Below are 19,914 nucleotides of genomic sequence, written 5' to 3' on the forward strand. Positions count from 1 at the left end.
CAGCATTTTTTTAATATTATTGGAATTCGAAACTCCCTTTTTTTGGGAAAACGAAATGCACAACACATACTAACTAACATTATGCTGAAAAGTCAAGATGCCGAAAACGATTTTTTCAAGAGTAACGTTTTAGGCCATCCTTCGGGATTATTCGTTCTCTTTTTCACCGAAATGTGGGAACGTTTCTCATATTATGGAATGAGAGCTTTACTCGTACTTTTTCTAACTTCTTCAATCTTAGGAGACAATGCAGGCTGGGGATGGCCACGGGAAAACGCTTTAGCCATATATGGATCTTATACATCATTAGCTTATCTAACTCCTATCCTGGGCGGTTATGTAGCCGACAGAATAATCGGATATAGATGGGCTGTTATTGTGGGTGCATTTTTAATGACACTTGGTCATTTATCTATGGCTTTTGAATTTAATCCGATTTTCATGTATCTGGGCCTTTGTTTGTTGGTTTTAGGTAATGGATTCTTCAAACCGAATATGACTTCCATTATCGCACAGATGTACGAAAAACACCCAGAGAAAAAAGACGGCGCATATACTATATTTTATATGGGCGTAAATGCAGGAGCTTTCCTTGGAATGTTGTTATGTGGATATATCGGAGAAAGCCCCGACTGGGGATGGAGTTATGGCTTCGGCTTGGCAGGAGTTTTCATGCTTTTAGGAATGTTGCAATTCTACTTCACACAAGGTATTTTTGGCCATATTGGCGAAAAACCGGTTTACGATGGAGAAACTATTGCAACTGCGAATGAGAAACCGGAAGAAGCCAAAAGAAATCCGTTTTCTAATTTTGATCTAACCGTAATATCCATCATAGCGGTTATCGGTTTAACCTGGGTTATAAACGATCCGTTATCTAAAATTACCTCCGTCAACCTTTTCAATTTCAGCGTAGGGTCTATGACCGGAAATACTTTTATAATTATAATAGCGCTCGCTTTATTCCTTTTTATTTTAGTAAAGCGCATTTTGCAATATACCCCCGTTCTACGCGATAAGATGATTGCAGTAATCATTCTTGCCTTTTTCACGATTTTCTTTTGGGCGTCATTTGAACAGGCAGGAGGGTCAATGACTATCTTTGCAAAAGATTATACGGCCAGAATATTGGAAGGAAACGCAAAAATTGTATTTAACATCGTAAATACATTGATAACCGTTGTTCCGCTAATTGTAATTACCTATGTGCTGTATAAACTTTTCAGACAGACTTTCCAGAGATTTACTTTTGGAAATATCATTTTGGCCTTTGCATTTATTATTATCTGGAGCCTGGTTATCTTTATGCTGAAAGCACAATACCTTACCGAACAGGCAGAAGTTCCTGCTACATGGTTTGGCGTATTAAATGCACTTTTTATTATTACACTTGCCCCAATATTTTCCCGGATATGGGAAAGCAAATATAATCCCTTTGCAACCTATAAAAACGGCATCGGAATGATTCTACTGGGAACAGGATTTGCAGTATTGGCTTACGGCGCTTCTGGTATTCCACAAGGCGCACAAACCGCGGCAGTTAGTATGATGTGGTTAGTATTTGCCTATCTTTTCCACACCATGGGAGAGCTTTGTATTTCGCCTGTAGGGCTGTCTTACGTTAGTAAACTGGTTCCCGGGAGGATGATAGCCATTATGTTTGGCATCTGGTATCTGGCAATTGCTATAGGGAACAAAATTGCGGGAACTATGGGAGGTATGATTGACGAGATAACCGCTCAGTATTCGATGTCAACATTTTTCTTGATTTTTACGATTATACCAATATCTTTAGGATTGTTAATCATATTATTAACACCGGTGATGAAAAAATTGATGCATGGCGTAAAATAATCTCAACAAAATGCATATTTTATAGTTATAGCTGCTAGTGGGTCTTTAAACAAAAATTCAATAGCAGCTTTTATTTTTAGTATTAATTATGTCTCAGTCTAATATTACGCTAGAAGAAATACAAAATTTCGAAGGGAAATATCCAAAACAGTTATGGTATCTGTTTTTAGTTGAAATGTGGGAACGCTTCTGTTTTTATGGTATGCGGGGTGTTCTGGCAATCTTCATGGTAGATCAGCTCTTGTTATCAGATAAAGAAGCTAATTTAAAATATGGTGCCATACAAGCCTTCGTTTATGCCTTCACATTTGTAGGAGGAATCTTCGCAGACAAGGTTTTAGGATTTAAACGTTCATTAACATTCGGCGCTTTCCTGATGATTGCTGGTAATGCATTAATAGCCGCAGCACCACACGATTTTTTTTATATAGGTATCTCCCTAACAATTATAGGAACAGGTTTTTTCAAACCTAATATTTCCTCTATGGTGGGCGATCTCTATAAAGACGGAGATCCAAGACGAGATGCGGGTTTCGGAGTCTTTTACTCAGGTATAAACGTTGGGGCATTAATGGGTGGTGCCTTATGTGTTTGGCTAGGTAAAGAACACTCATGGAATTTGGCATTCCTTGCGGCCGCTATTGTTATGGTAATTGGTTTAATCATGTTCCTTGCAACGAAAAAGCACTTAGGCCCAATAGGCGATAGCCCTTTACAAAACCTACCTAAAACAACAGTTTTAAAAAGAGAAATTGCTGTTTACATCGGTGCTCTGGCCTGCATACCCTTAATATTTATCATGATACATAATACAGCCTATACTGATATGTTTATGTATGTAATAGGTCCAATAGCATTATTTTACTTCTTTTTTCAGACATACCGTGAGAAAGACAAAGGCGTCAGGCAAAAGCTTTTTGCGGCAATGGTCCTCATCTTATTCTCTATTCTGTTCTTTGCTATATTCGAACAAGCAGGTGGCTCTTTAGCACTTTTCGCAAACAGTAACTTACATAATAACCTGTTATTTTTTAATATAGACCCCAATGTGGTAAATAACGGAGCGAACTCATTATTTGTCATCATTTTCAGTCCTTTATTAGGCTTATTATGGCTCGCTTTTGCGAAAAAGAATATAGAACCTAATACGGTAATTAAATTTGGCTTAGGATTTCTATTACTGGCAGTAGCATATTACATATTTTTCTCAACGAGATTTTTTGCAGACGAAAACGGTAAAACTTCTTTAGAAGTATTTTCTTTGGCATATCTGGCAGTAACCCTGGGCGAACTTTGCTTATCTCCTATTGGCTTATCCATGATCACCAAACTTTCTCCAAAACATTTAGGCGGAATGATGATGGGGCTTTGGTTTTTAGCTAGTGCTTATGGCCAGTATGTAGCAGGATTGTTGGGTGCAGGCATGTCGTCTCCGGATACAAATGCCAGTTTAACAGAAAAACTTCTGGGATACACTGCAGGATATCAGCAACTAGCGATATATGCTTTAATTGCCGGAGTGGTGCTTATCGCCATTTCACCTTTAGTGCGGAAATTAATGGGCAACGTAAAATAGTATTATAAGCCTGGAGACTTAAGTTTTTTATAGTCTAAGAACTAAAAACGAGACTCCACACAACGCACAAATACTTGACAACAAATAAAAAAATTTAATGTAATTTCGCTTTCAAAATCATATTCTGTGTCAGATAGCATCGTCATCATACCTACATATAACGAGAGAGAAAATATTGAAAAAATTATCCGTAAAGTATTTTCTTTATCGCATCCTTTCCATATCCTGATTATCGATGACGGTTCTCCTGATGGAACTGCTGATATTGTAAAAGGTCTGATGATAGAATATCCTAACCAGCTTTTCATAGAAGAGCGTTCGGGAAAACTAGGATTAGGTACAGCCTATATCCATGGCTTTAAATGGGCCTTAACAAAAGACTATGAATATGTATTCGAGATGGATGCCGATTTTTCTCACAACCCTGAAGACCTGGTTAGATTAAGAGAAGCTTGTGTTAATGGTGCAGACGTTGCCATTGGATCCCGTTACATTAATGGTGTAAACGTTGTAAACTGGCCTATGGGCAGAGTCCTGATGTCTTATTTTGCATCTGTTTATGTGCGATTTATTACAGGAATTGATATTCAGGACGCCACAGCAGGTTTCAAATGTTACAGAAAAAGAGTTTTAGAAACCATACAATTAGATAAGATAAAATTTGTAGGCTACGCCTTTCAGATAGAAATGAAATTCACTGCCATCAAGCATGGATTTAAAGTGGTAGAATTACCTATTATCTTTACAGACAGAACCGCTGGAACCTCCAAAATGTCTACCAAAATATTTAAAGAAGCGTTTTGGGGAGTAATAGAAATGAAAATCAGAAGCTGGTTTAGGAAGTATTAATAGCTGGAAGTCAGACGTCCGAAGACCGGAGTCTGGTTGTAGGTAGACGATGGTCGATAGTCTCCCGAAAGGACGCCTTTAACACATGGTAAAATCTGTAATACCAAGGATAAAGATTAAGGACTATTTAGCTAAAGACTGCAAAAGTCCAAAGACGGAGTTTGGTTGTCCGTAGGTAGTCGATAGTTATTTGTCCATAGCCTATAATAAACCTGGCAGTAATTAATTCAAGTAATGGTAGTAAATAATGAACTAACTTTGGTCCATAGCAAATCTACTAACGACTAATGAACCAATGACTAGTGAACTATCGACTAATCTAATACCCACTACGCTCTACTTATAAAATAAAATATTCGTAAATTCATCCCCATGAACGAGCATCTTGACCCGAATAGTGAAAAATTATCTTTTACAGATAAAGAAATAGAGAAAGTGCTTCGTCCACAAGAGTTTGATGACTTTACTGGACAAGAAAAAATACTGGAAAATCTAAAGATTTTCGTAAAGGCGGCCAAACTACGTGGCGAACCCTTAGATCATGTTCTTTTACATGGTCCTCCAGGTCTTGGAAAAACAACCCTCTCGCATATCATAGCAAATGAAATGGGAGTTGGCATAAAGATTACAAGCGGTCCCGTATTGGACAAACCTGGCGATTTGGCAGGTCTGCTCACCAACTTAGATGCTGGCGATATCCTTTTCATTGATGAAATACACCGCCTGAGTCCTCTGGTAGAAGAGTACTTGTATTCTGCAATGGAAGACTTTAAAATTGACATCATGCTCGAAACCGGCCCCAACGCCCGTTCAGTACAGATTTCATTGAGTCCTTTTACACTGGTGGGAGCGACAACCCGTTCGGGATTATTAACAGCTCCATTAAGAGCCAGATTTGGTATAAATTCCAGATTACAATATTACGATGCAAAGCTGTTGACAACTATTGTCATCCGTTCCGCATATATCCTGAAAACGCCAATTACAGAAACGGGGGCTTATGAGATTGCCAGAAGAAGTCGTGGTACACCTCGTATTGCTAACGCATTACTAAGAAGAACCCGTGACTTTGCGCAAATTAAAGGAAATGGCGAAATAGATACAGAAATTGCTAAATATGCTTTAAATGCGTTGAATGTAGACGAACATGGTTTAGACGAAATGGACAATCGGATTCTTTCTACTATAGTAGACAAGTTTAAAGGTGGTCCCGTTGGTTTAAAAACCATTGCTACAGCGGTTGGAGAAGATGAAGGAACAATTGAGGAAGTTTATGAGCCTTTCCTTATTCAGGAAGGTTATTTAATGCGAACTTCAAGAGGAAGGGAAGCTACTCCTGCAGCATATCAGCATCTTGGAAGAATTAAATCAGGAACTCTTTTTTAACTATTTCCGTATAAGGAAAAAGATAAAACAAGAATACATTTTTTGATTTTTCACTTTTGAATTTAGACTTTATATATTTTATATTCGTACATGCTAAACCACAACTTTGACGTAGATATTCAATTACCTTCTTCCAAACAGAAGGTAAAAATCAATAAGGATTATATAGAAGTTAATCAGGTACAAATACCTTGTGATGACGTACAAGCTATAAAATACGGAGTGTCTTTAATTGGGCCAGCCAAAAATCCAACTAAAAAAACCTATAATATTGATATTTTAGGTAAGAACAATAAGACATTAAATATCAATTTCGAAAGCTCTAAAGTACAGGAACTACTGGAAGAAGACCATACTTATTACTACATCATGTCTGGCTTATGGCAATATGTAAAGAAAAGCTTGATCAGCCAATACATTGACTCTTTAAATAATCAGGAAAGCTTTAATATAGGCACTGCTACCATAAATAACCAAGGAGTTTCCATGTCCTATAAAACCTGGTTTTTCGGTAAAACCAAAACAGAAACTACACCGTGGTCTGATGTGAAATATTATCTGAATAAAGGGATTCTACATATTGAAAGCTTAAGCAACAGAAAGAAAAAAGTACTTTTAAGCCTGCATAACGATTGGAATGCTGTAGTACTTAATACGCTTATGCATTATTTATGGCAAGACAATCGCAAGCTTAAATTGGCTAAAGGCGAAAAAATATAAGTATAGGACAGTGCATTATTTATGCTCTGTCCATACTAAATTTTCTATTTTATATCCCGTTCGTTTTGCTTTTTCTAAATAATCAGCTTTAATTTCATCCGGAATAGAAGCAGTTCTGGAAAGAATCCATATATAATCCAGATTATTCCCAAATACCAAAGCATATTTATATTCAGGATCTATTGCAACCACATTATATCCGGCATAAAAAGGTCCGAAGAAAGACACTTTTAATCTTCCTTCATTTTTATCAGCATCTACAGGTTTTGCCTTACCTATACTTTCTTTCCATTCATTTTTCACATAATTATATCCCCGGTTCTGCACCTTTATCGAACCGTCTTTATTTAACGAATATTCCGCAGTTACCTGATTAAGATTTTTCTCATGCTTGAAATCCAGACGGGCAATCTCATACCATTTCCCCAAATAACGTTGCAGATCAAATGGTTTAACAGCCTGAGCTCCCTGTGGTATAGATACCTTGCAGGAAGATAAACAAAATGAAACCAGGGCTACAGACGCTGTTACCCATAAAATTTGAGATGTTTTCATAAAATAGAGATATCAGTTTTCAAAGAAACAACTATCTATTTTTGTACCAAAAATGATTGACCCGAGTCTCTCTATTTAAACAAACAGATTAAATTATTGATATTAATTTTGACATGACCACAACCAGCTAAATATACCTTATGGATATATTTATATTACTTTTGGTTATATTTGTTATATCACATTAAAAGGAAATTATGAAGAAGGAAAGGAAAATGGCAATGGTTGTGACCAAAGTTAGCCTGCATGACCATGACCAATCTTTTAATGATATTAATTATTGGCTTTCTAAAACTCCATTAGAAAGATTATCCGCTGTTACTTTTTTGATTAAGCAAACGTTGAAACCTGGACAGAGAATGGATAAGACTATATTTAGACAACTTGAATTGAAAAAATGATTCTTTCCGAAGATTTTGAAGATTTCTTGAGACTTTTAAACGAACACGAAGTCGACTATTTAGTTGTTGGCGGATACGCAATGGCATTCCCATGGAAAGCCAAGATATACTGGAGATTTAGACATTTGGATAGATATTTCTCACCAAAATGCAGCAAAGATGATGTCAGTCGTAAATGATTTCGGATTTGGATCCATTGGTTTTAATGTGGAAGATTTTTCAAAACCCAATTTAATTAATCAAATTGGTTATCCCCCTTTAAGAATTGATATTTTAACAAGTATTGATGGCGTTTCTTTCTCAGAAGCTTATACCGAAAAATTGGAAATTGAATTAGCAGAAGATTTAAAAGTAAACTATATAGGGCTAAACGAATTAATCAAAAATAAGAAATCAAGTGGCAGGAAAATAGACCTAGCCGACATTGATGACTTAAAAAAGCAAGTAAAGAAGCCAGAAAATAACGCTTAATAAACTTTTCCTATTACTCCTTCTCAATCCAAATACCATCTGTTCTGATAATATCGATCAGCTCATCTAAAGCATTTGCAGACGGTACATTCTTCTTCACCACTTCCTTACCCCTGTAAAGTGTAATTTTATCCGGACCAGCCCCTACATATCCATAATCAGCATCAGCCATTTCTCCCGGACCATTAACAATACATCCCATAATTCCAATTTTAATACCTTTTAAATGATCTGTCTTACTTCTGATCATTTGTGTGGTTTCCTGTAAATCAAAAAGCGTCCGACCACAAGATGGACAGGATATATATTCGGTTTTTGATATTCTTGAACGGGTTGCCTGAAGAATACCAAAAGCAGTAGAAACATTAAATTTCAGTGAAATCTGCGGCGCGTCAATCCAAATGCCATCACCAAAACCGTCCAGCAATAAAGCCCCCAGATCGGTAGCAGCGTAGAGTTGTGTCTTTAAATCAATATCTTTCTGGTTGGCATCTCCAAATCGGTAAGATCGCTTTACAATAACAGGAGTATTGATTCCTGCTTCTAGCAGTTTAAAGAAAAAAGCCCTTTGATCTGCCATGCCATGTACTTCATCAGTTTCCAAAACAAAAACCAGAGTATGGTCAAAGGGAATATTTGCAAAATCATCCGTATATAAATTACTTCTGCTTACTCTTACCAGATTTAAAGCAGCATCCCTTTTCTGTGCAGAAACGTATTCTTCCAATGTAAATAACGGATGACAATTATATTTTTTTTGCAGTGTTAACCAGGTAGAGTAATCATATAACTGTTTCAAATTTCCCGGGAAATTAAATGAAGGCAATTGATCGCCCAGATAAGCGAAATCTATAGACTGGTCGCCCATATTGTATTTATCCAAAACAGCAGAATAAACATATCCGGCGTCAGCCAGCACAAATGGATCTTTAAGATTTTGTTTAGAAATATCCAGAATCACTCTCGGAACCTGATGTCCGCCGATAAAAGTGTTAAGCTCTGTGCTTTCTCTCTTTCTGTATTCAAAAGGAGAAAAATCCTGAGGAACAATAACGTCACCTGCGCCATTAATTTCAGTATCTAATTTTTCCCTTTCATGGTAACGCTCTGCTAAAACTCTAGCTACGGGAATTTCAAATTCTGGCTCCTCTGTTAAAGAAACACGAATAGTATCCCCTAAGCCATCCTCCAATAAAGTACCTATTCCAACAGCAGACTTTATTCTTCCATCTTCTCCATCACCCGCCTCGGTAACTCCCAAATGCAGTGGATAATTCATATTTTCCTGCATCATGGTATGTACCAACAAACGATAGGCCTGCACCATTACCTGCGGGTTACTAGACTTCATAGAAACGACCAACTGATGATAATCCAGCTCCCGGCAAATCCGGATGAACTCCATAGCCGACTCAACCATTCCTTTGGGCGTATCACCATACCATGACATGATTCTATCTGATAAAGAGCCATGGTTAGTCCCAATACGCATAGCTGTCCCATTTTCTTTGCAAATCTGAACTAAGGGAGCAAACTTGGATTTAATGCGTTCCAACTCTTTTTTATACGCTTCCGGAGTATAGTTTATCTCCTCAAATTTTTTCTTATCGGCATAGTTTCCCGGGTTTACACGTACCTTTTCGATATGTTTAGCCGCTTCTTCCGCAGCATTTGGAGTAAAATGTATATCGGCTACCAAAGGAGTGGGATAACCTTTTGCATCTAATTCTTTACGAATATTCGCTAAGTTCTTTGCTTCTTTGATAGAAGGTGCTGTAATCCTAACCAGTTCGCAACCAGCATCAATCATCCGAATACTTTGTGCAACAGAACCTTCAGTATCCATTGTATCAACCGTAGTCATTGATTGCAAACGAATAGGATTATGAGCACCCAATAACAAATTTCCAACCTTTACTTCTACCGTTTCAAACCTGCTGTATTCTGTAATAGAATTACAATATCTCTGATCCAAAGACTCTTTTACCTGCATTTCTCTTAGCGTTTGCACAAAAATAAGATTAAAGCCAGACTTCTTTAGAAAAGTGCTATGATTATTTACTTTACAACCATAATCTGAGTTTTACCTTCCTGAATTTGTTAATTTTGAGTTTCAAGCTCACAGATACTCAATATGTTCGAAAAATATACACTCACGAAAGCAGATCATATCTATTCTTCTTCTATATGGCACATTCTAAAACAGGCAATTAAAAAAAGAAAACTGGAAGGTAGTAAACAATGGCAAGACGGCTATCCTAATGAAAATATTATTAAAAATGATATTGAAAACGGATATGGATATGTTTGTTTAAACGAAAAAAAAGAGATTGTGGCTTATATAGCACTGATATTCGATATTGAACCGGCTTATGAAAATATCGAAGGAAAATGGCTTAGTTCACCGGAAACACCTTATGCAGTGATTCATCGTTTAGCTGTATCACAGGAAAATCCTGTAAAAGGTCTGGCCACGTGGATTATGCAGGAAATAGAGAAATTTTGCAAAGAAAAAGATATCTATAGCATAAAAGTGGATACCAATTATGATAATATTGGCATGCTGCGTGTTTTCGAAAAATTAGATTATACCTATTGTGGCGAAGTCTATTTCAGAGGTGGTGCAAGAAAGGCTTTTGAGAAAATTTTGGCCTGAAGTATGGGCGACCCTATAAATAATGACCAGACCCTTGTAAATCTCTAATAAGAGAATTAATTAGGCAATCTTCTCATAAACCGTTAATTTAGAATAATTTTGCAGATTATAACTAAGAAATTCTCGTCGCTAAACGAAAAATATCTGTTGATGAGTTATAAACCAGACTTATGTTTATCATATGGAACTAGATTTACAACTTCACCATCTTGCTAACAGTCTAAAAAAAGGGGATATAGGTATAGCTGATATAGGGGAGCTTCTGCCTGTTTCAGTGATGTTACATGATCTGGAAAATCTCCAACCTGTCTGTTGTAGTTACATGAATAATTGGGGATGCGAACGTCTCGGTACTTCTGTGGAAGAAGTTAATGAACTGGGGGAAGCTTATTACGAACGCTACTTCATTAAAGAAGAATCCAATGCAATCTTAAAAGGAATGTCGGGTTATTTGTTAGAAGGCGATTTCAGTAAACAGCATAACTTCTTTCAACAAGTTAAACTACACAAAGAAATCGATTATACGTGGTTTTACACCATGAGTAGGATCATAAAATTACAAACTCAGCAAGAATTGCTTCATAAGCTTATGCTTATTTCCTGTCCAATTGCAGGAATCGATAATCTTGTTAAAAGGTTCGGCAGAGTTTTGGACCAGGATAACTATATCCGCCAGCATTATCCAAACTTTGCAAAACTTACCAAAAGAGAAAAAGAAATTATCAGCTTATTAAGCGATGGTAAATCTTCACCAGAAATTGCGGATATGCTTTTTATCTCTGCCAATACAGTTATTACACATCGAAAAAACATAGTCAAAAAACTTGGCATGAAATCTTTTGCGCATCTTGTTCGCTTCGCTATTGCGTTTGATCTGGTTAAATATTAATAATCAAAGCTATTTTATAGATTACAATATCTCTGGTTCAAGGACTCTTTATTTGCATTTTCTTTGCGTTTGTACAAAAAAAGATTAAAGCGAGACATCTCTGTACACATTCATCAATATTTACTTTTTAAAGAATAATGTAATGAAGATGTTAGATCTGCAACAGTAAAATCGTCACTATCCAAACGATAATATTATTAACTAGTTGAGATATTATGTATGTTTGGTATCTATAAAGATACCTTTAAGACCTCAGTATGTTGTATTTGGTTGGCATTATTATTTCATTTTTTTTGGTCTTTATACTCTGGGGTAAAAAAGATAAAAGCCAAGCTGATAATATTTTGGCTGTTTGGTTATTTTTCTCAGGTGTGCATCTTTCCTTATTTTATCTTTTCATTACGAAACAATACTTAGAATTCCCATTTTTGTTAGGAATTGAGCTCCCATTACCGTTAGCACATGGTCCGTTTTTATTTTTATATGTAAAGGCTTTAACACAATCATACCCGCTTAAAAAGAATATTTTACTGCATTTCATTCCAATCCTTATTGTAATCGCAATGTTTTCTTCTTTTTTTATCTTACCATCAGATAAAAAAATTGAGATATACAGAAACGAAGGAGCCGGATATGAATTTTCATTAGCTTTCTTATATTTTGCAATTATCCTGTCCGGAACTGGCTATTCTTTATTTTCTCTTCAAAAGTTACATAAGCATCAAAGAAATATTTCGGACCGTTTCTCATTCAATGAAAAAATAAATCTGACTTGGTTACGCTACTTGATTTGGGGTTCTGTTTTTATTTGGTTCACTGTTGTTTTTGGTACGGATACACAGGTATATACCGCAATTGTATTATATATTTTATTTATTGGCTATTTTGGGATTAAACAGGTAGGAATTTTCAGTAACAGGCAACTAAATAATAACAAACCTACTACAAGCGATTTTTACATTCAAGAACTCTCCCCAGAAAAAGCGAAATATGAAAAATCGAATTTAACAGATAACCAGATGCAGGCTATTCATGGTACTTTATGCGAACTGATGCTGGCAGAAAGACCTTACTCAAATCCAGAACTAACTCTCCTTGATTTGGCTCAGCAAGTACATGTACACCCTAATACGCTATCACAAGTAATCAATTCTATAGAGCAAAGAAACTTTTTCGATTATATCAACGCACATCGGGTCGAAGCATTTAAACAAGCGATATTACTTCCAGAAAACCAAAAATTCACTTTACTTTCTATTGCTTTTGATTGTGGATTCAATTCCAAAACTTCCTTTAACAGAAATTTCAAAAAAGTGACAGGCTTATCTCCTTCGGAATATCTAAAACAGCAAGATATTAATCTGTTACAGTTGAACGCGAGAACAACAAGCTTTTAATAAAATTTCATCAAAAATTTAGTTCCATCTTTCATTTTGGAACGATTAACAAATCTTGTATACTGACTTTTGCATAAATACATATGCAATGAAAAGTCAGTTATTCTTCTTAATGATGTCTTGCAGTACATTTCTTTTAACAAGCTGCGAAAATGAAATCAACATGAATCAGACAGGAAACCTGGTTCCAAAAACGGTCGATGAAAACCCCGAACTCCCACACATATCTGTAAACAATACTAAACTGCACTCCGAAGCTTTTGGCAATCCAACAGATCCTATACTTATATTTTTACACGGGGGACCAGGTGGTGATTACCGAAATGCACTTCAAGTGAAACAGTTGGCCAATGATGGTTATTATGTGATTTTTTACGACCAGCGGGGTTCTGGCTTATCGCAAAGACATCCAAAAAACATTTATTCCGTCCAATTGGTTTTAGACGATTTAACTGCCGTAATTCAGCATTACCGAAGCACTGAAAATCAAAAAGTATTTCTGTTTGGACATTCCTGGGGAGCGATGATTGCCGCAGCTTATATTAATACCTATCCAGAAAGAATCAGCGGGGCCATTTTCGCAGAAGCTGGTGGTTTCAACAAAACACTACTGGACGAATATGGGCAATCTAGCCGACAAATTGAATTATTTGCCGAAGTAACAAACGATGTAATGTACTATGATCAGTTTTTAACGGGAACGGAACATGAGATCTTGGATTATAAATCGGCACTATCATCCAGTTTTTCTTATGTTAAAGATAATACTGAAGGAATAGAAGGGCCTTCACCTTTTTGGAGAAATGGTGCTGTAGCGCTAAACGCATTCGTAGATATTTCCGAAAAAGAAGGATTCGACTTCACAACTAATTTAAAGCATTATTCTATCCAAACATTGTTCCTTTATGGAGAAAACAATAAATGTTACGGTCTGGCCTTCGCCCAGAAAGAAGCAAACTTTTTTTCAAATGCTAAGATTGTCCGAATAGACCAAACCGGGCATGAAATGCTTTATTTTAAATGGGACTTGGTTTATCCAAACGTATTAACTTACCTGCAATCTTTAAACTAATGAAAAACTATCTATTATTCATTTCACTTATGTTATTGACATCAATAACTTTTGGACAAACTATCAACTGGAGAAATTTAAACACCAAGCAAAAGCATATAATTTCAACAAATATAGGTTGGGATTATGGATTAGGATATGGATTAAGTTACACCTATCAGCCAAGCTCAAAATTTCCCATAATATTAAACTCTTCGCTGTCTGCACCATTCGGTGAAAAGCTATTGGATGATTTCAAAACAAAAATTGGTGCTCAACTTCCATTGTTTAAAATGGATTATTTTCAAATTATTGGTAAAATGCAAGCAATTTATAGAAGATACGAAAGTCCATTAGTCCGGCTACAAAATTTCGGAACAGAACTAGGGAGCAGCTTTGGCTATTATCGATCCAAATGGTTTGTTGCAGGTCAGCTTGGTTTCGATAAAGCAATTCTTACCCATTTTAAGCATTCAAATAGTTTTAGACAATATATCTATAATGATGTAAAAGATGGCTGGGATGAACCGTCTTCTGGCGGCAATTTTTCTTATGGTGTTCAGATTGGTTATTCCTTCAATAGACAAGATCTTACTTTGGGAATAGGAAAAACTATAAATCAAGACTTTAAAACTATACCATTGATACCTTATTACTTTGAATTGGGTTACAATTTTAGAATTATAGCCAAATAATTACAGATGAACTCCCTTATTTGGCTCTACCGAGGTACTTTCTAAAAGTATATCATTTTGTTATTCATGATTTCATTATCAGCTGCATTAAAATTACCTTATTTGCCATCTTTTAAATTGAAGTGTGACGGTTTTTCATTTGATTTTTGAAATCCGTATCGAAGCATGAACGGAGTTTTACGGACTTTTGAAATGTTTGAAGATAAGACTGTATAAGAAATCACAATCTTTTGTTGGCCGACTTCAATTTAAGTAAAAAATCAAAAGGCGCACAAGTTGAGTCGCCTTTTAACTAAATATTACTCAGGTATTAATCCTGATATCTTTTCACTTTCAAATCGCTGATTCCTGTTTTTAACAGGATGTCTATTTTCTTGGTTGCTGTAATGTAATTACTGGTTTCGTAAGTACCCGATCCTTTTTGGATGAAACCTTCAAAAGTTTTTGAAGATAACCCCGACTGGTTTACTATTTTACAACCTACACTGTTTGGCACTTTTATTTCTACGCTGGAAACACCCGTCTCTACAACTACATTTTGATGTTGATTGAGGCTTCCAAGTTTTATTTCAACATCTGCAGCTCCACCGGAGAATACCAGATCCTTAATTTTAAACGGGCTTAAATCAAGATTTACATCTGCTGCGCCTACTTTAACATCCACATCCCACACAGGATTTCGATTGAGAAACATTTTAACATCGTGTACTTTGTTACTTGGCAAGGAAATCCCTTTTTCATGCTTCGCATGAAAACTCAGGTTAACTGTCGAATCGTTATCTGTTCTTTTCAACATGTAATTGCCATCGCCTTTATCCACCCTTACTTCCATTAATTTATTGGTGGTATCTTTCAAATTGAAATCGCCTGCGCCTCCACTTATTGTCACCTTTCCGTTTTTGATGTTGGCAGTATAATCTTCTATAAATACTTTTCCGTCTCCCTGCACATTGTCTAAGCCGTCATCGTACCCTTCTCCCCAGCTGTAGGCATGTCCTGAGTCGTTTCTGCTTTCTTTTATCCCGAAGTAGGTCAACAGCCCTAATCCAAAGCAGGTAACCAGACCTACCAATATTGTTGCTTTTCTTGTATTTTCTCTGGAAATCAGGATATCTATGCCCCAAATAATTAAAAGTACCGGCCAAAATTTCCAAACCATTCTCCAACTAAAGTCTATGATATTGAAATTATTGAGCAATACCAGTATTCCTAAGTAAACCAGAATTATCCCCCAAAATATCTTCCCTGCTTTCATATTCTTAAAAATTAATTTTAAAAACTCGTGTTTTCGTCTTCCTTTTTGTCTTCTTCTACCTCGACCACCGGATTCTTTTCCTGCCCTTTATCGGCCATAGCATTTTCTTTTCTTACTGTCTTAAAGATTATGAATAAGCCTATACCGATAAATATCAATGGCCAAAGCTTATCTAAAGAAAACCACCTAGGCAACAGATCAAATTCTTCCAGCAAGAAGTAACTTCCAAAGGCTATTAACAACGAACCTCCTATTAATTTGCCATTAAAATTTCGCTCTTCTTTGATTTTCAACTTTTCCCCGGCAAACTTATCCTCGGGCGTTGGTGGTTCTTCTCCACTAAAAGAAAATACTACAGTTCTATTCTCTGGTATCGCTATCCACAGGATAATATAAATCCATAAACCTGTACCGCCAAAAAATGTTGCCAAAACAAAGGCGATTCTTACCCAGATAACATCTAATTGAAAATAATCTGCCAAACCTGATGAAACACCAGCTATTACTTTATCTCTTGTGTTTCTTGTTAATTTCTTTGTCATATCTTTCTATTTACGATATACTATTTTTAGTTTAAAGCCGGAAAGTCGGATTAGTTGTTCATGGTAAAATCTACTAGAGACTAATTAAACTAATGAATCAATAAGCTAATCAAACCCAGTCTAAATACTCAATTCCCTTTACTCAATACTCTTATCTAAAATCTTATATCCAATTTAAACCTGTCCATGTAAGGGTTTTATTATAATCTCATCAATGTTTGCTCCCTTACTCAACGTTAAAACCGTATTTACTGCTTCCGCTATATCCTCTTCTTGAACAAACTCTTGCGGTGGTATTGTTGTTCCTTCCCAAGAGCTCGTCAAAGTAGATCCGGGCAATATTGCGGTTACTTTTACATCATGTGCTTTTAATTCTTCCCTCATGATATTATTAAGACTTAGCAAAGCAGCTTTTGTTACACAATAAGATCCGGCTCCAACAATTATTTCTTTACTCGCTATAGAACATATATTAATAATAGTGCCTGATTTACGTTCTTTCATACTTTTACCTATCTTTTTATATAAATAATAGGGTGCATAAAGATTTATGTTCATGTGGTTTTGCAGGGCGTCATCATCTTCATCAAGGATATTGGCCGGTTTAAAAATCCCGACATTATTTATCAATACATCTATATAGCCAAATTGCGCCAAAGAATCTTCGGCAAAGGAAATTACCGCTTGCTTGTCTGCGCAATCTACAGATTGTATAAATACATTGGTTGCTGGATAATTAGCCAGGAGTTCGGCCTTTAACACCGAAAGTTCGTTGTAATTTCTTGAGCATAAGGCTAAATTAACTCCTTTGGTAGCTAACAATCTGGCTATTGCCCGCCCCATTCCTTTACTTGCTCCAGTTATTATTATATTCATCGCAAAATTTTGTTCTAATATGTTAATTTAGGTTTAATTATTGCATGAACAAAAAAGCTTATTTTTATCAAAAAAATACAGAATGTTTTTTAGCTACTTCGGAAAGTACATCTTATTATTAAAAGCAGTTTTCAGGAAACCAGAAAAGTTTAGTCTTTATTGGAAAGAAATCGCCAAAGAAATGGTTTACATTGGTATTGGTTCTTTGGCCTTAATTTCGATTATATCGGTATTCGTTGGGGCGGTTATGACACTTCAGATTGCTTTCCAGCTGGTTAGTGATTTTATTCCAAAAACCATTGTAGGTTCTGTAAACAGAGACTCGGCCATTTTAGAACTTAGCCCAACTATTTGTGCCCTGGTTCTTGCCGGAAAAATTGGTTCCTCTATTTCTTCAGAAATTGGAACAATGCGTGTTACTGAACAAATTGATGCACTGGAAATTATGGGCATCAATGCACCGGGGTACCTGATTCTTCCTAAAATTATAGCAGGAATCACCATGATCCCGATCTTGGTATATATCTCTATATTTCTCGCTTTATTAGGAGGATATGTCGGAGGTGTAGCATCGGGCGTGGTATCTTCGTCCGATTATATACAGGGAATTACAACCGGTTTTATTCCTTACACTATGGCTGTCGCTGGAGTAAAAGCTTTTATTTTTGGTTTTATTATCACTTCGGTTGCTTCGTATCAGGGATTTTATGTTAATGGAGGCGCTTTGGAGGTAGGTAAAGCCGGAACGAAAACGGTGGTGATCAGTTGTATTGCTATTCTTTCTGCAGATTATATTATTACTGAGTTGATGCTATGATAGAAGTTCTGAATATTGAAAAATCTTTTGGTGATAACCATGTATTAAAAGGCATTAGCGCTCAGTTCGAACCAGGGGTAACAAATTTGATTATTGGGGGTTCTGGTTCAGGAAAAACAACCTTATTAAAATGCATGGTTGGTTTACATCAGCCTGAAAAAGGAAAAGTTCTTTATAATGAACGTAATTTCACAGAGATGTCCATGCAGGAACGTATCCCTATCAGACAAGAAATAGGCATGCTTTTTCAAAACTCTGCTTTATTTGATTCTATGACTGTTGAACAGAACCTGATGTTCCCTCTGGACATGTTCACCAATCTGAAACGTTCGGAAAAACGGAAAAGAGCAAATGAAGTTCTGGAAAGGGTAAACCTGGAGGGTAAGAATAAATTGTTTCCCGCTGAACTTTCTGGCGGTATGAAAAAAAGGGTGGGTATAGCAAGGGCGATTGTCATGAATCCCAAGTATTTGTTCTGTGATGAACCTAACTCCGGCCTAGATCCTAAGACTTCTTTGGTTATCGATGGATTGATTAAAGAAATCACTGAAGAATATCAAATTACAACTGTAGTGGTTACGCATGATATGAATTCGGTAATGGAGATCGGTCAAAAAATCTTATTTCTCCATCAGGGACAAAAATGGTGGGAAGGCTCGAATAAGGAAATCACCAAAACAGACAACCAGGAGTTGAATGATTTTGTATTTGCGTCTCCGTTAATGGAAAAGTTGCTAAAATAGGTCATAAGTCGTTAGCTAATTAGTTGAATTAGTCGTTAGTAGATGTGCTATGGACCAAAGTTAGTTCATTAGTTCACTAGCCATTAGTAAATTTGCTAAACGAAGATTAGTTCGTTAGCCAAATAGTTTGACTATCAACTATGGGTAATGGACAAACTAGCTATCAACCATGGGTAATCAAACTTGAGTCTTCCAATATCTAACTCAGGGCTTTTAATGTTTTTTGTATTATCTTTGTACACCCCTGCCCGTCCGGCAGGCAGTTATAATCAAACAGATATATAGAGATGCATCAACCAAATATCCAAGCTCTTACACCAGAAAACTGGAAGGATTACGAATTGTTAGATTGTGGGGATTTTGAAAAACTGGAAAGGTTTGGAGATTTAGTACTGATCAGGCCCGAACCTCAGGCAGTGTGGTCTAAAGTTTGGCCTGGGAGTGAATGGGAGAAAAGATATCATATTCGTTTTAAAGGTCGTTCTGCAACATCTGGCGACTGGATGAAAAAAAATAAGAATATACCAGACCGTTGGCATATAAGTTATAAAAACAAAGAGGTTGAGATTAAATTTCGATTGGCTCTGACGTCGTTTAAACATGTTGGCATTTTCCCTGAACAAGCGGTAAATTGGGATTATATTTCTTCCACAGTCAAAAAATTTAAAACACCGAGTCCTAAAGTGCTTAACCTTTTTGCCTATACAGGCGGAGCCTCTTTAATAGCAAAGGCTGCAGGCGCAGATACTACACATGTTGATTCTATCAAACAGGTAGTAACCTGGGCTAACGAGAATCAGGAATTATCTAACCTAAAAGATATTCGCTGGGTTGTAGAAGATGCCTTAAAGTTCGTTCAAAGAGAGCTTAAAAGAGGAAAAAAATACAATGGAATTATTTTAGATCCTCCGGCCTATGGTCATGGTCCTAAAGGCGAAAAGTGGAAGCTGGAAGATCATATTAAAGATATGATGAGCGATGTAGTAAAGCTTTTGGATCCGGAAGAACATTTCCTTATTCTTAATACCTATTCTCTGGGTTTTTCTTCTGTTATTGTAGAAAACTTAATAAAAGGTGCATTACCTGAGGCTAAAAATCTGGAGATTGGAGAACTTTTCCTAAATGCTACCTCAGGCATACATCTTCCTTTGGGTGTATTTGGCAAATTTAGGTCTATATAG

The 19,914-nt window shown here is 36.3% G+C and carries 20 protein-coding genes; 15 read left to right on the forward strand and 5 right to left on the reverse strand.

Annotated elements, in window-relative coordinates; translation table 11 throughout:
* The first annotated feature begins 81 nt into the window (after nt 1–81).
* From PEDSA_RS11115 to PEDSA_RS11135, 5 genes are all read left to right on the forward strand, one after another.
* Nucleotides 82–1,854: a peptide MFS transporter gene (locus tag PEDSA_RS11115; RefSeq protein ID WP_013633263.1), complete on the forward strand. Its 1,773-nt coding sequence runs from the start codon at nt 82–84 to the stop codon at nt 1,852–1,854.
* Nucleotides 1,855–1,942: 88 nt separating this feature from the next.
* A complete protein-coding gene (locus PEDSA_RS11120) occupies nt 1,943–3,430 on the forward strand; it encodes a peptide MFS transporter (RefSeq protein ID WP_013633264.1) in 1,488 nt (495 codons plus the stop codon).
* Nucleotides 3,431–3,556: 126 nt separating this feature from the next.
* The gene (locus tag PEDSA_RS11125) at nt 3,557–4,279 is read left to right on the forward strand and encodes a polyprenol monophosphomannose synthase (RefSeq protein WP_013633265.1); all 723 of its coding nucleotides are present in this window, start codon (nt 3,557–3,559) and stop codon (nt 4,277–4,279) included.
* Nucleotides 4,280–4,651: 372 nt separating this feature from the next.
* A complete protein-coding gene (ruvB, locus tag PEDSA_RS11130; RefSeq protein ID WP_013633266.1) occupies nt 4,652–5,665 on the forward strand; it encodes a Holliday junction branch migration DNA helicase RuvB in 1,014 nt (337 codons plus the stop codon).
* A 90-nt stretch (nt 5,666–5,755) separates the two neighbouring features.
* A complete protein-coding gene (locus tag PEDSA_RS11135; protein ID WP_013633267.1) occupies nt 5,756–6,385 on the forward strand; it encodes a hypothetical protein in 630 nt (209 codons plus the stop codon).
* A 15-nt stretch (nt 6,386–6,400) separates the two neighbouring features.
* Here PEDSA_RS11135 and PEDSA_RS11140 read toward each other — a convergent pair whose 3' ends face one another.
* Nucleotides 6,401–6,940 (reverse strand): lipocalin family protein, encoded by a 540-nt coding sequence (locus PEDSA_RS11140; protein WP_013633268.1) that lies wholly within the window; start codon nt 6,938–6,940, stop codon nt 6,401–6,403.
* 197 nt (nt 6,941–7,137) lie between these two features.
* Between PEDSA_RS11140 and PEDSA_RS11145 the strand changes: the two genes are divergently transcribed.
* Both PEDSA_RS11145 and PEDSA_RS11150 read left to right on the forward strand, forming a co-directional pair.
* Nucleotides 7,138–7,341 carry a hypothetical protein gene (locus PEDSA_RS11145; protein WP_013633269.1) on the forward strand — a complete coding sequence of 68 codons (204 nt, stop codon included), beginning with the start codon at nt 7,138–7,140 and terminating at the stop codon, nt 7,339–7,341.
* A gap of 66 nt (nt 7,342–7,407) precedes the next feature.
* On the forward strand, nt 7,408–7,812 hold the full coding sequence (locus PEDSA_RS11150) for a hypothetical protein (protein ID WP_218916215.1): 405 nt from the start codon (nt 7,408–7,410) through the stop codon (nt 7,810–7,812).
* 13 nt (nt 7,813–7,825) lie between these two features.
* On the opposite strand, the gene ispG is transcribed toward PEDSA_RS11150, so the two are convergent.
* Nucleotides 7,826–9,805, reverse strand: a complete 1,980-nt coding sequence (gene ispG / locus PEDSA_RS11155) for a (E)-4-hydroxy-3-methylbut-2-enyl-diphosphate synthase (RefSeq protein ID WP_013633270.1) — start codon at nt 9,803–9,805, stop codon at nt 7,826–7,828.
* 141 nt (nt 9,806–9,946) lie between these two features.
* Here ispG and PEDSA_RS11160 point away from each other — a divergent pair, with 141 nt between their 5' ends.
* From PEDSA_RS11160 to PEDSA_RS11180, 5 genes are all read left to right on the forward strand, one after another.
* Entirely contained in the window at nt 9,947–10,468 is a 522-nt protein-coding gene (locus PEDSA_RS11160) for a GNAT family N-acetyltransferase (RefSeq protein ID WP_013633271.1), read from the forward strand.
* A 181-nt stretch (nt 10,469–10,649) separates the two neighbouring features.
* Entirely contained in the window at nt 10,650–11,357 is a 708-nt protein-coding gene (locus PEDSA_RS11165) for a response regulator transcription factor (protein ID WP_013633272.1), read from the forward strand.
* A 563-nt stretch (nt 11,358–11,920) separates the two neighbouring features.
* Entirely contained in the window at nt 11,921–12,754 is an 834-nt protein-coding gene (locus PEDSA_RS11170) for a helix-turn-helix domain-containing protein (protein ID WP_218916216.1), read from the forward strand.
* Nucleotides 12,755–12,842: 88 nt separating this feature from the next.
* Entirely contained in the window at nt 12,843–13,826 is a 984-nt protein-coding gene (locus PEDSA_RS11175) for an alpha/beta fold hydrolase (RefSeq protein ID WP_013633274.1), read from the forward strand.
* Nucleotides 13,826–14,500, forward strand: a complete 675-nt coding sequence (locus PEDSA_RS11180; RefSeq protein ID WP_013633275.1) for a hypothetical protein — start codon at nt 13,826–13,828, stop codon at nt 14,498–14,500. The genes PEDSA_RS11175 and PEDSA_RS11180 overlap by 1 nt, the downstream gene beginning before the upstream one ends.
* A 310-nt stretch (nt 14,501–14,810) precedes the next feature.
* Here the strand turns inward: PEDSA_RS11180 and PEDSA_RS11185 are convergent, their stop codons facing one another.
* The 3 genes from PEDSA_RS11185 to PEDSA_RS11195 all read right to left on the reverse strand — a co-directional run bounded on the left by PEDSA_RS11185 (nt 14,811) and on the right by PEDSA_RS11195 (nt 17,173).
* Entirely contained in the window at nt 14,811–15,755 is a 945-nt protein-coding gene (locus PEDSA_RS11185; RefSeq protein WP_013633276.1) for a LiaF transmembrane domain-containing protein, read from the reverse strand.
* 17 nt (nt 15,756–15,772) lie between these two features.
* Entirely contained in the window at nt 15,773–16,297 is a 525-nt protein-coding gene (locus PEDSA_RS11190; protein ID WP_013633277.1) for a PspC domain-containing protein, read from the reverse strand.
* A 174-nt stretch (nt 16,298–16,471) separates the two neighbouring features.
* Nucleotides 16,472–17,173, reverse strand: a complete 702-nt coding sequence (locus PEDSA_RS11195) for an SDR family oxidoreductase (protein ID WP_013633278.1) — start codon at nt 17,171–17,173, stop codon at nt 16,472–16,474.
* Nucleotides 17,174–17,255: 82 nt separating this feature from the next.
* Here PEDSA_RS11195 and PEDSA_RS11200 point away from each other — a divergent pair, with 82 nt between their 5' ends.
* The 3 genes from PEDSA_RS11200 to PEDSA_RS11210 all read left to right on the forward strand — a co-directional run bounded on the left by PEDSA_RS11200 (nt 17,256) and on the right by PEDSA_RS11210 (nt 19,914).
* Nucleotides 17,256–17,990 (forward strand): MlaE family ABC transporter permease, encoded by a 735-nt coding sequence (locus PEDSA_RS11200; RefSeq protein WP_013633279.1) that lies wholly within the window; start codon nt 17,256–17,258, stop codon nt 17,988–17,990.
* Nucleotides 17,987–18,733, forward strand: a complete 747-nt coding sequence (locus tag PEDSA_RS11205) for an ABC transporter ATP-binding protein (protein ID WP_013633280.1) — start codon at nt 17,987–17,989, stop codon at nt 18,731–18,733. The genes PEDSA_RS11200 and PEDSA_RS11205 overlap by 4 nt, the downstream gene beginning before the upstream one ends.
* A 287-nt stretch (nt 18,734–19,020) precedes the next feature.
* The gene (locus PEDSA_RS11210; protein ID WP_013633281.1) at nt 19,021–19,914 is read left to right on the forward strand and encodes a class I SAM-dependent methyltransferase; all 894 of its coding nucleotides are present in this window, start codon (nt 19,021–19,023) and stop codon (nt 19,912–19,914) included.

Origin of the sequence: Pseudopedobacter saltans DSM 12145, from assembly GCF_000190735.1 — a bacterium.
Lineage (GTDB): Bacteria > Bacteroidota > Bacteroidia > Sphingobacteriales > Sphingobacteriaceae > Pseudopedobacter > Pseudopedobacter saltans.

Bases quoted from the DNA above. Each gene is read 5' to 3' on its own strand.
- PEDSA_RS11115 (WP_013633263.1), top strand. From the start codon at position 82: ATGCTGAAAAGTCAAGATGCCGAAAACGATTTTTTCAAGAGTAACGTT.
- PEDSA_RS11120 (WP_013633264.1), top strand. From the start codon at position 1,943: ATGTCTCAGTCTAATATTACGCTAGAAGAAATACAAAATTTCGAAGGG.
- ruvB (WP_013633266.1), top strand. From the start codon at position 4,652: ATGAACGAGCATCTTGACCCGAATAGTGAAAAATTATCTTTTACAGAT.
- PEDSA_RS11135 (WP_013633267.1), top strand. From the start codon at position 5,756: ATGCTAAACCACAACTTTGACGTAGATATTCAATTACCTTCTTCCAAA.
- PEDSA_RS11140 (WP_013633268.1), bottom strand. From the start codon at position 6,940: ATGAAAACATCTCAAATTTTATGGGTAACAGCGTCTGTAGCCCTGGTT.
- PEDSA_RS11145 (WP_013633269.1), top strand. From the start codon at position 7,138: ATGAAGAAGGAAAGGAAAATGGCAATGGTTGTGACCAAAGTTAGCCTG.
- ispG (WP_013633270.1), bottom strand. From the start codon at position 9,805: ATGCAGGTAAAAGAGTCTTTGGATCAGAGATATTGTAATTCTATTACA.
- PEDSA_RS11160 (WP_013633271.1), top strand. From the start codon at position 9,947: ATGTTCGAAAAATATACACTCACGAAAGCAGATCATATCTATTCTTCT.
- PEDSA_RS11165 (WP_013633272.1), top strand. From the start codon at position 10,650: ATGGAACTAGATTTACAACTTCACCATCTTGCTAACAGTCTAAAAAAA.
- PEDSA_RS11170 (WP_218916216.1), top strand. From the start codon at position 11,921: ATGTTTTCTTCTTTTTTTATCTTACCATCAGATAAAAAAATTGAGATA.
- PEDSA_RS11175 (WP_013633274.1), top strand. From the start codon at position 12,843: ATGAAAAGTCAGTTATTCTTCTTAATGATGTCTTGCAGTACATTTCTT.
- PEDSA_RS11180 (WP_013633275.1), top strand. From the start codon at position 13,826: ATGAAAAACTATCTATTATTCATTTCACTTATGTTATTGACATCAATA.
- PEDSA_RS11185 (WP_013633276.1), bottom strand. From the start codon at position 15,755: ATGAAAGCAGGGAAGATATTTTGGGGGATAATTCTGGTTTACTTAGGA.
- PEDSA_RS11190 (WP_013633277.1), bottom strand. From the start codon at position 16,297: ATGACAAAGAAATTAACAAGAAACACAAGAGATAAAGTAATAGCTGGT.
- PEDSA_RS11195 (WP_013633278.1), bottom strand. From the start codon at position 17,173: ATGAATATAATAATAACTGGAGCAAGTAAAGGAATGGGGCGGGCAATA.
- PEDSA_RS11200 (WP_013633279.1), top strand. From the start codon at position 17,256: ATGTTTTTTAGCTACTTCGGAAAGTACATCTTATTATTAAAAGCAGTT.
- PEDSA_RS11205 (WP_013633280.1), top strand. From the start codon at position 17,987: ATGATAGAAGTTCTGAATATTGAAAAATCTTTTGGTGATAACCATGTA.
- PEDSA_RS11210 (WP_013633281.1), top strand. From the start codon at position 19,021: ATGCATCAACCAAATATCCAAGCTCTTACACCAGAAAACTGGAAGGAT.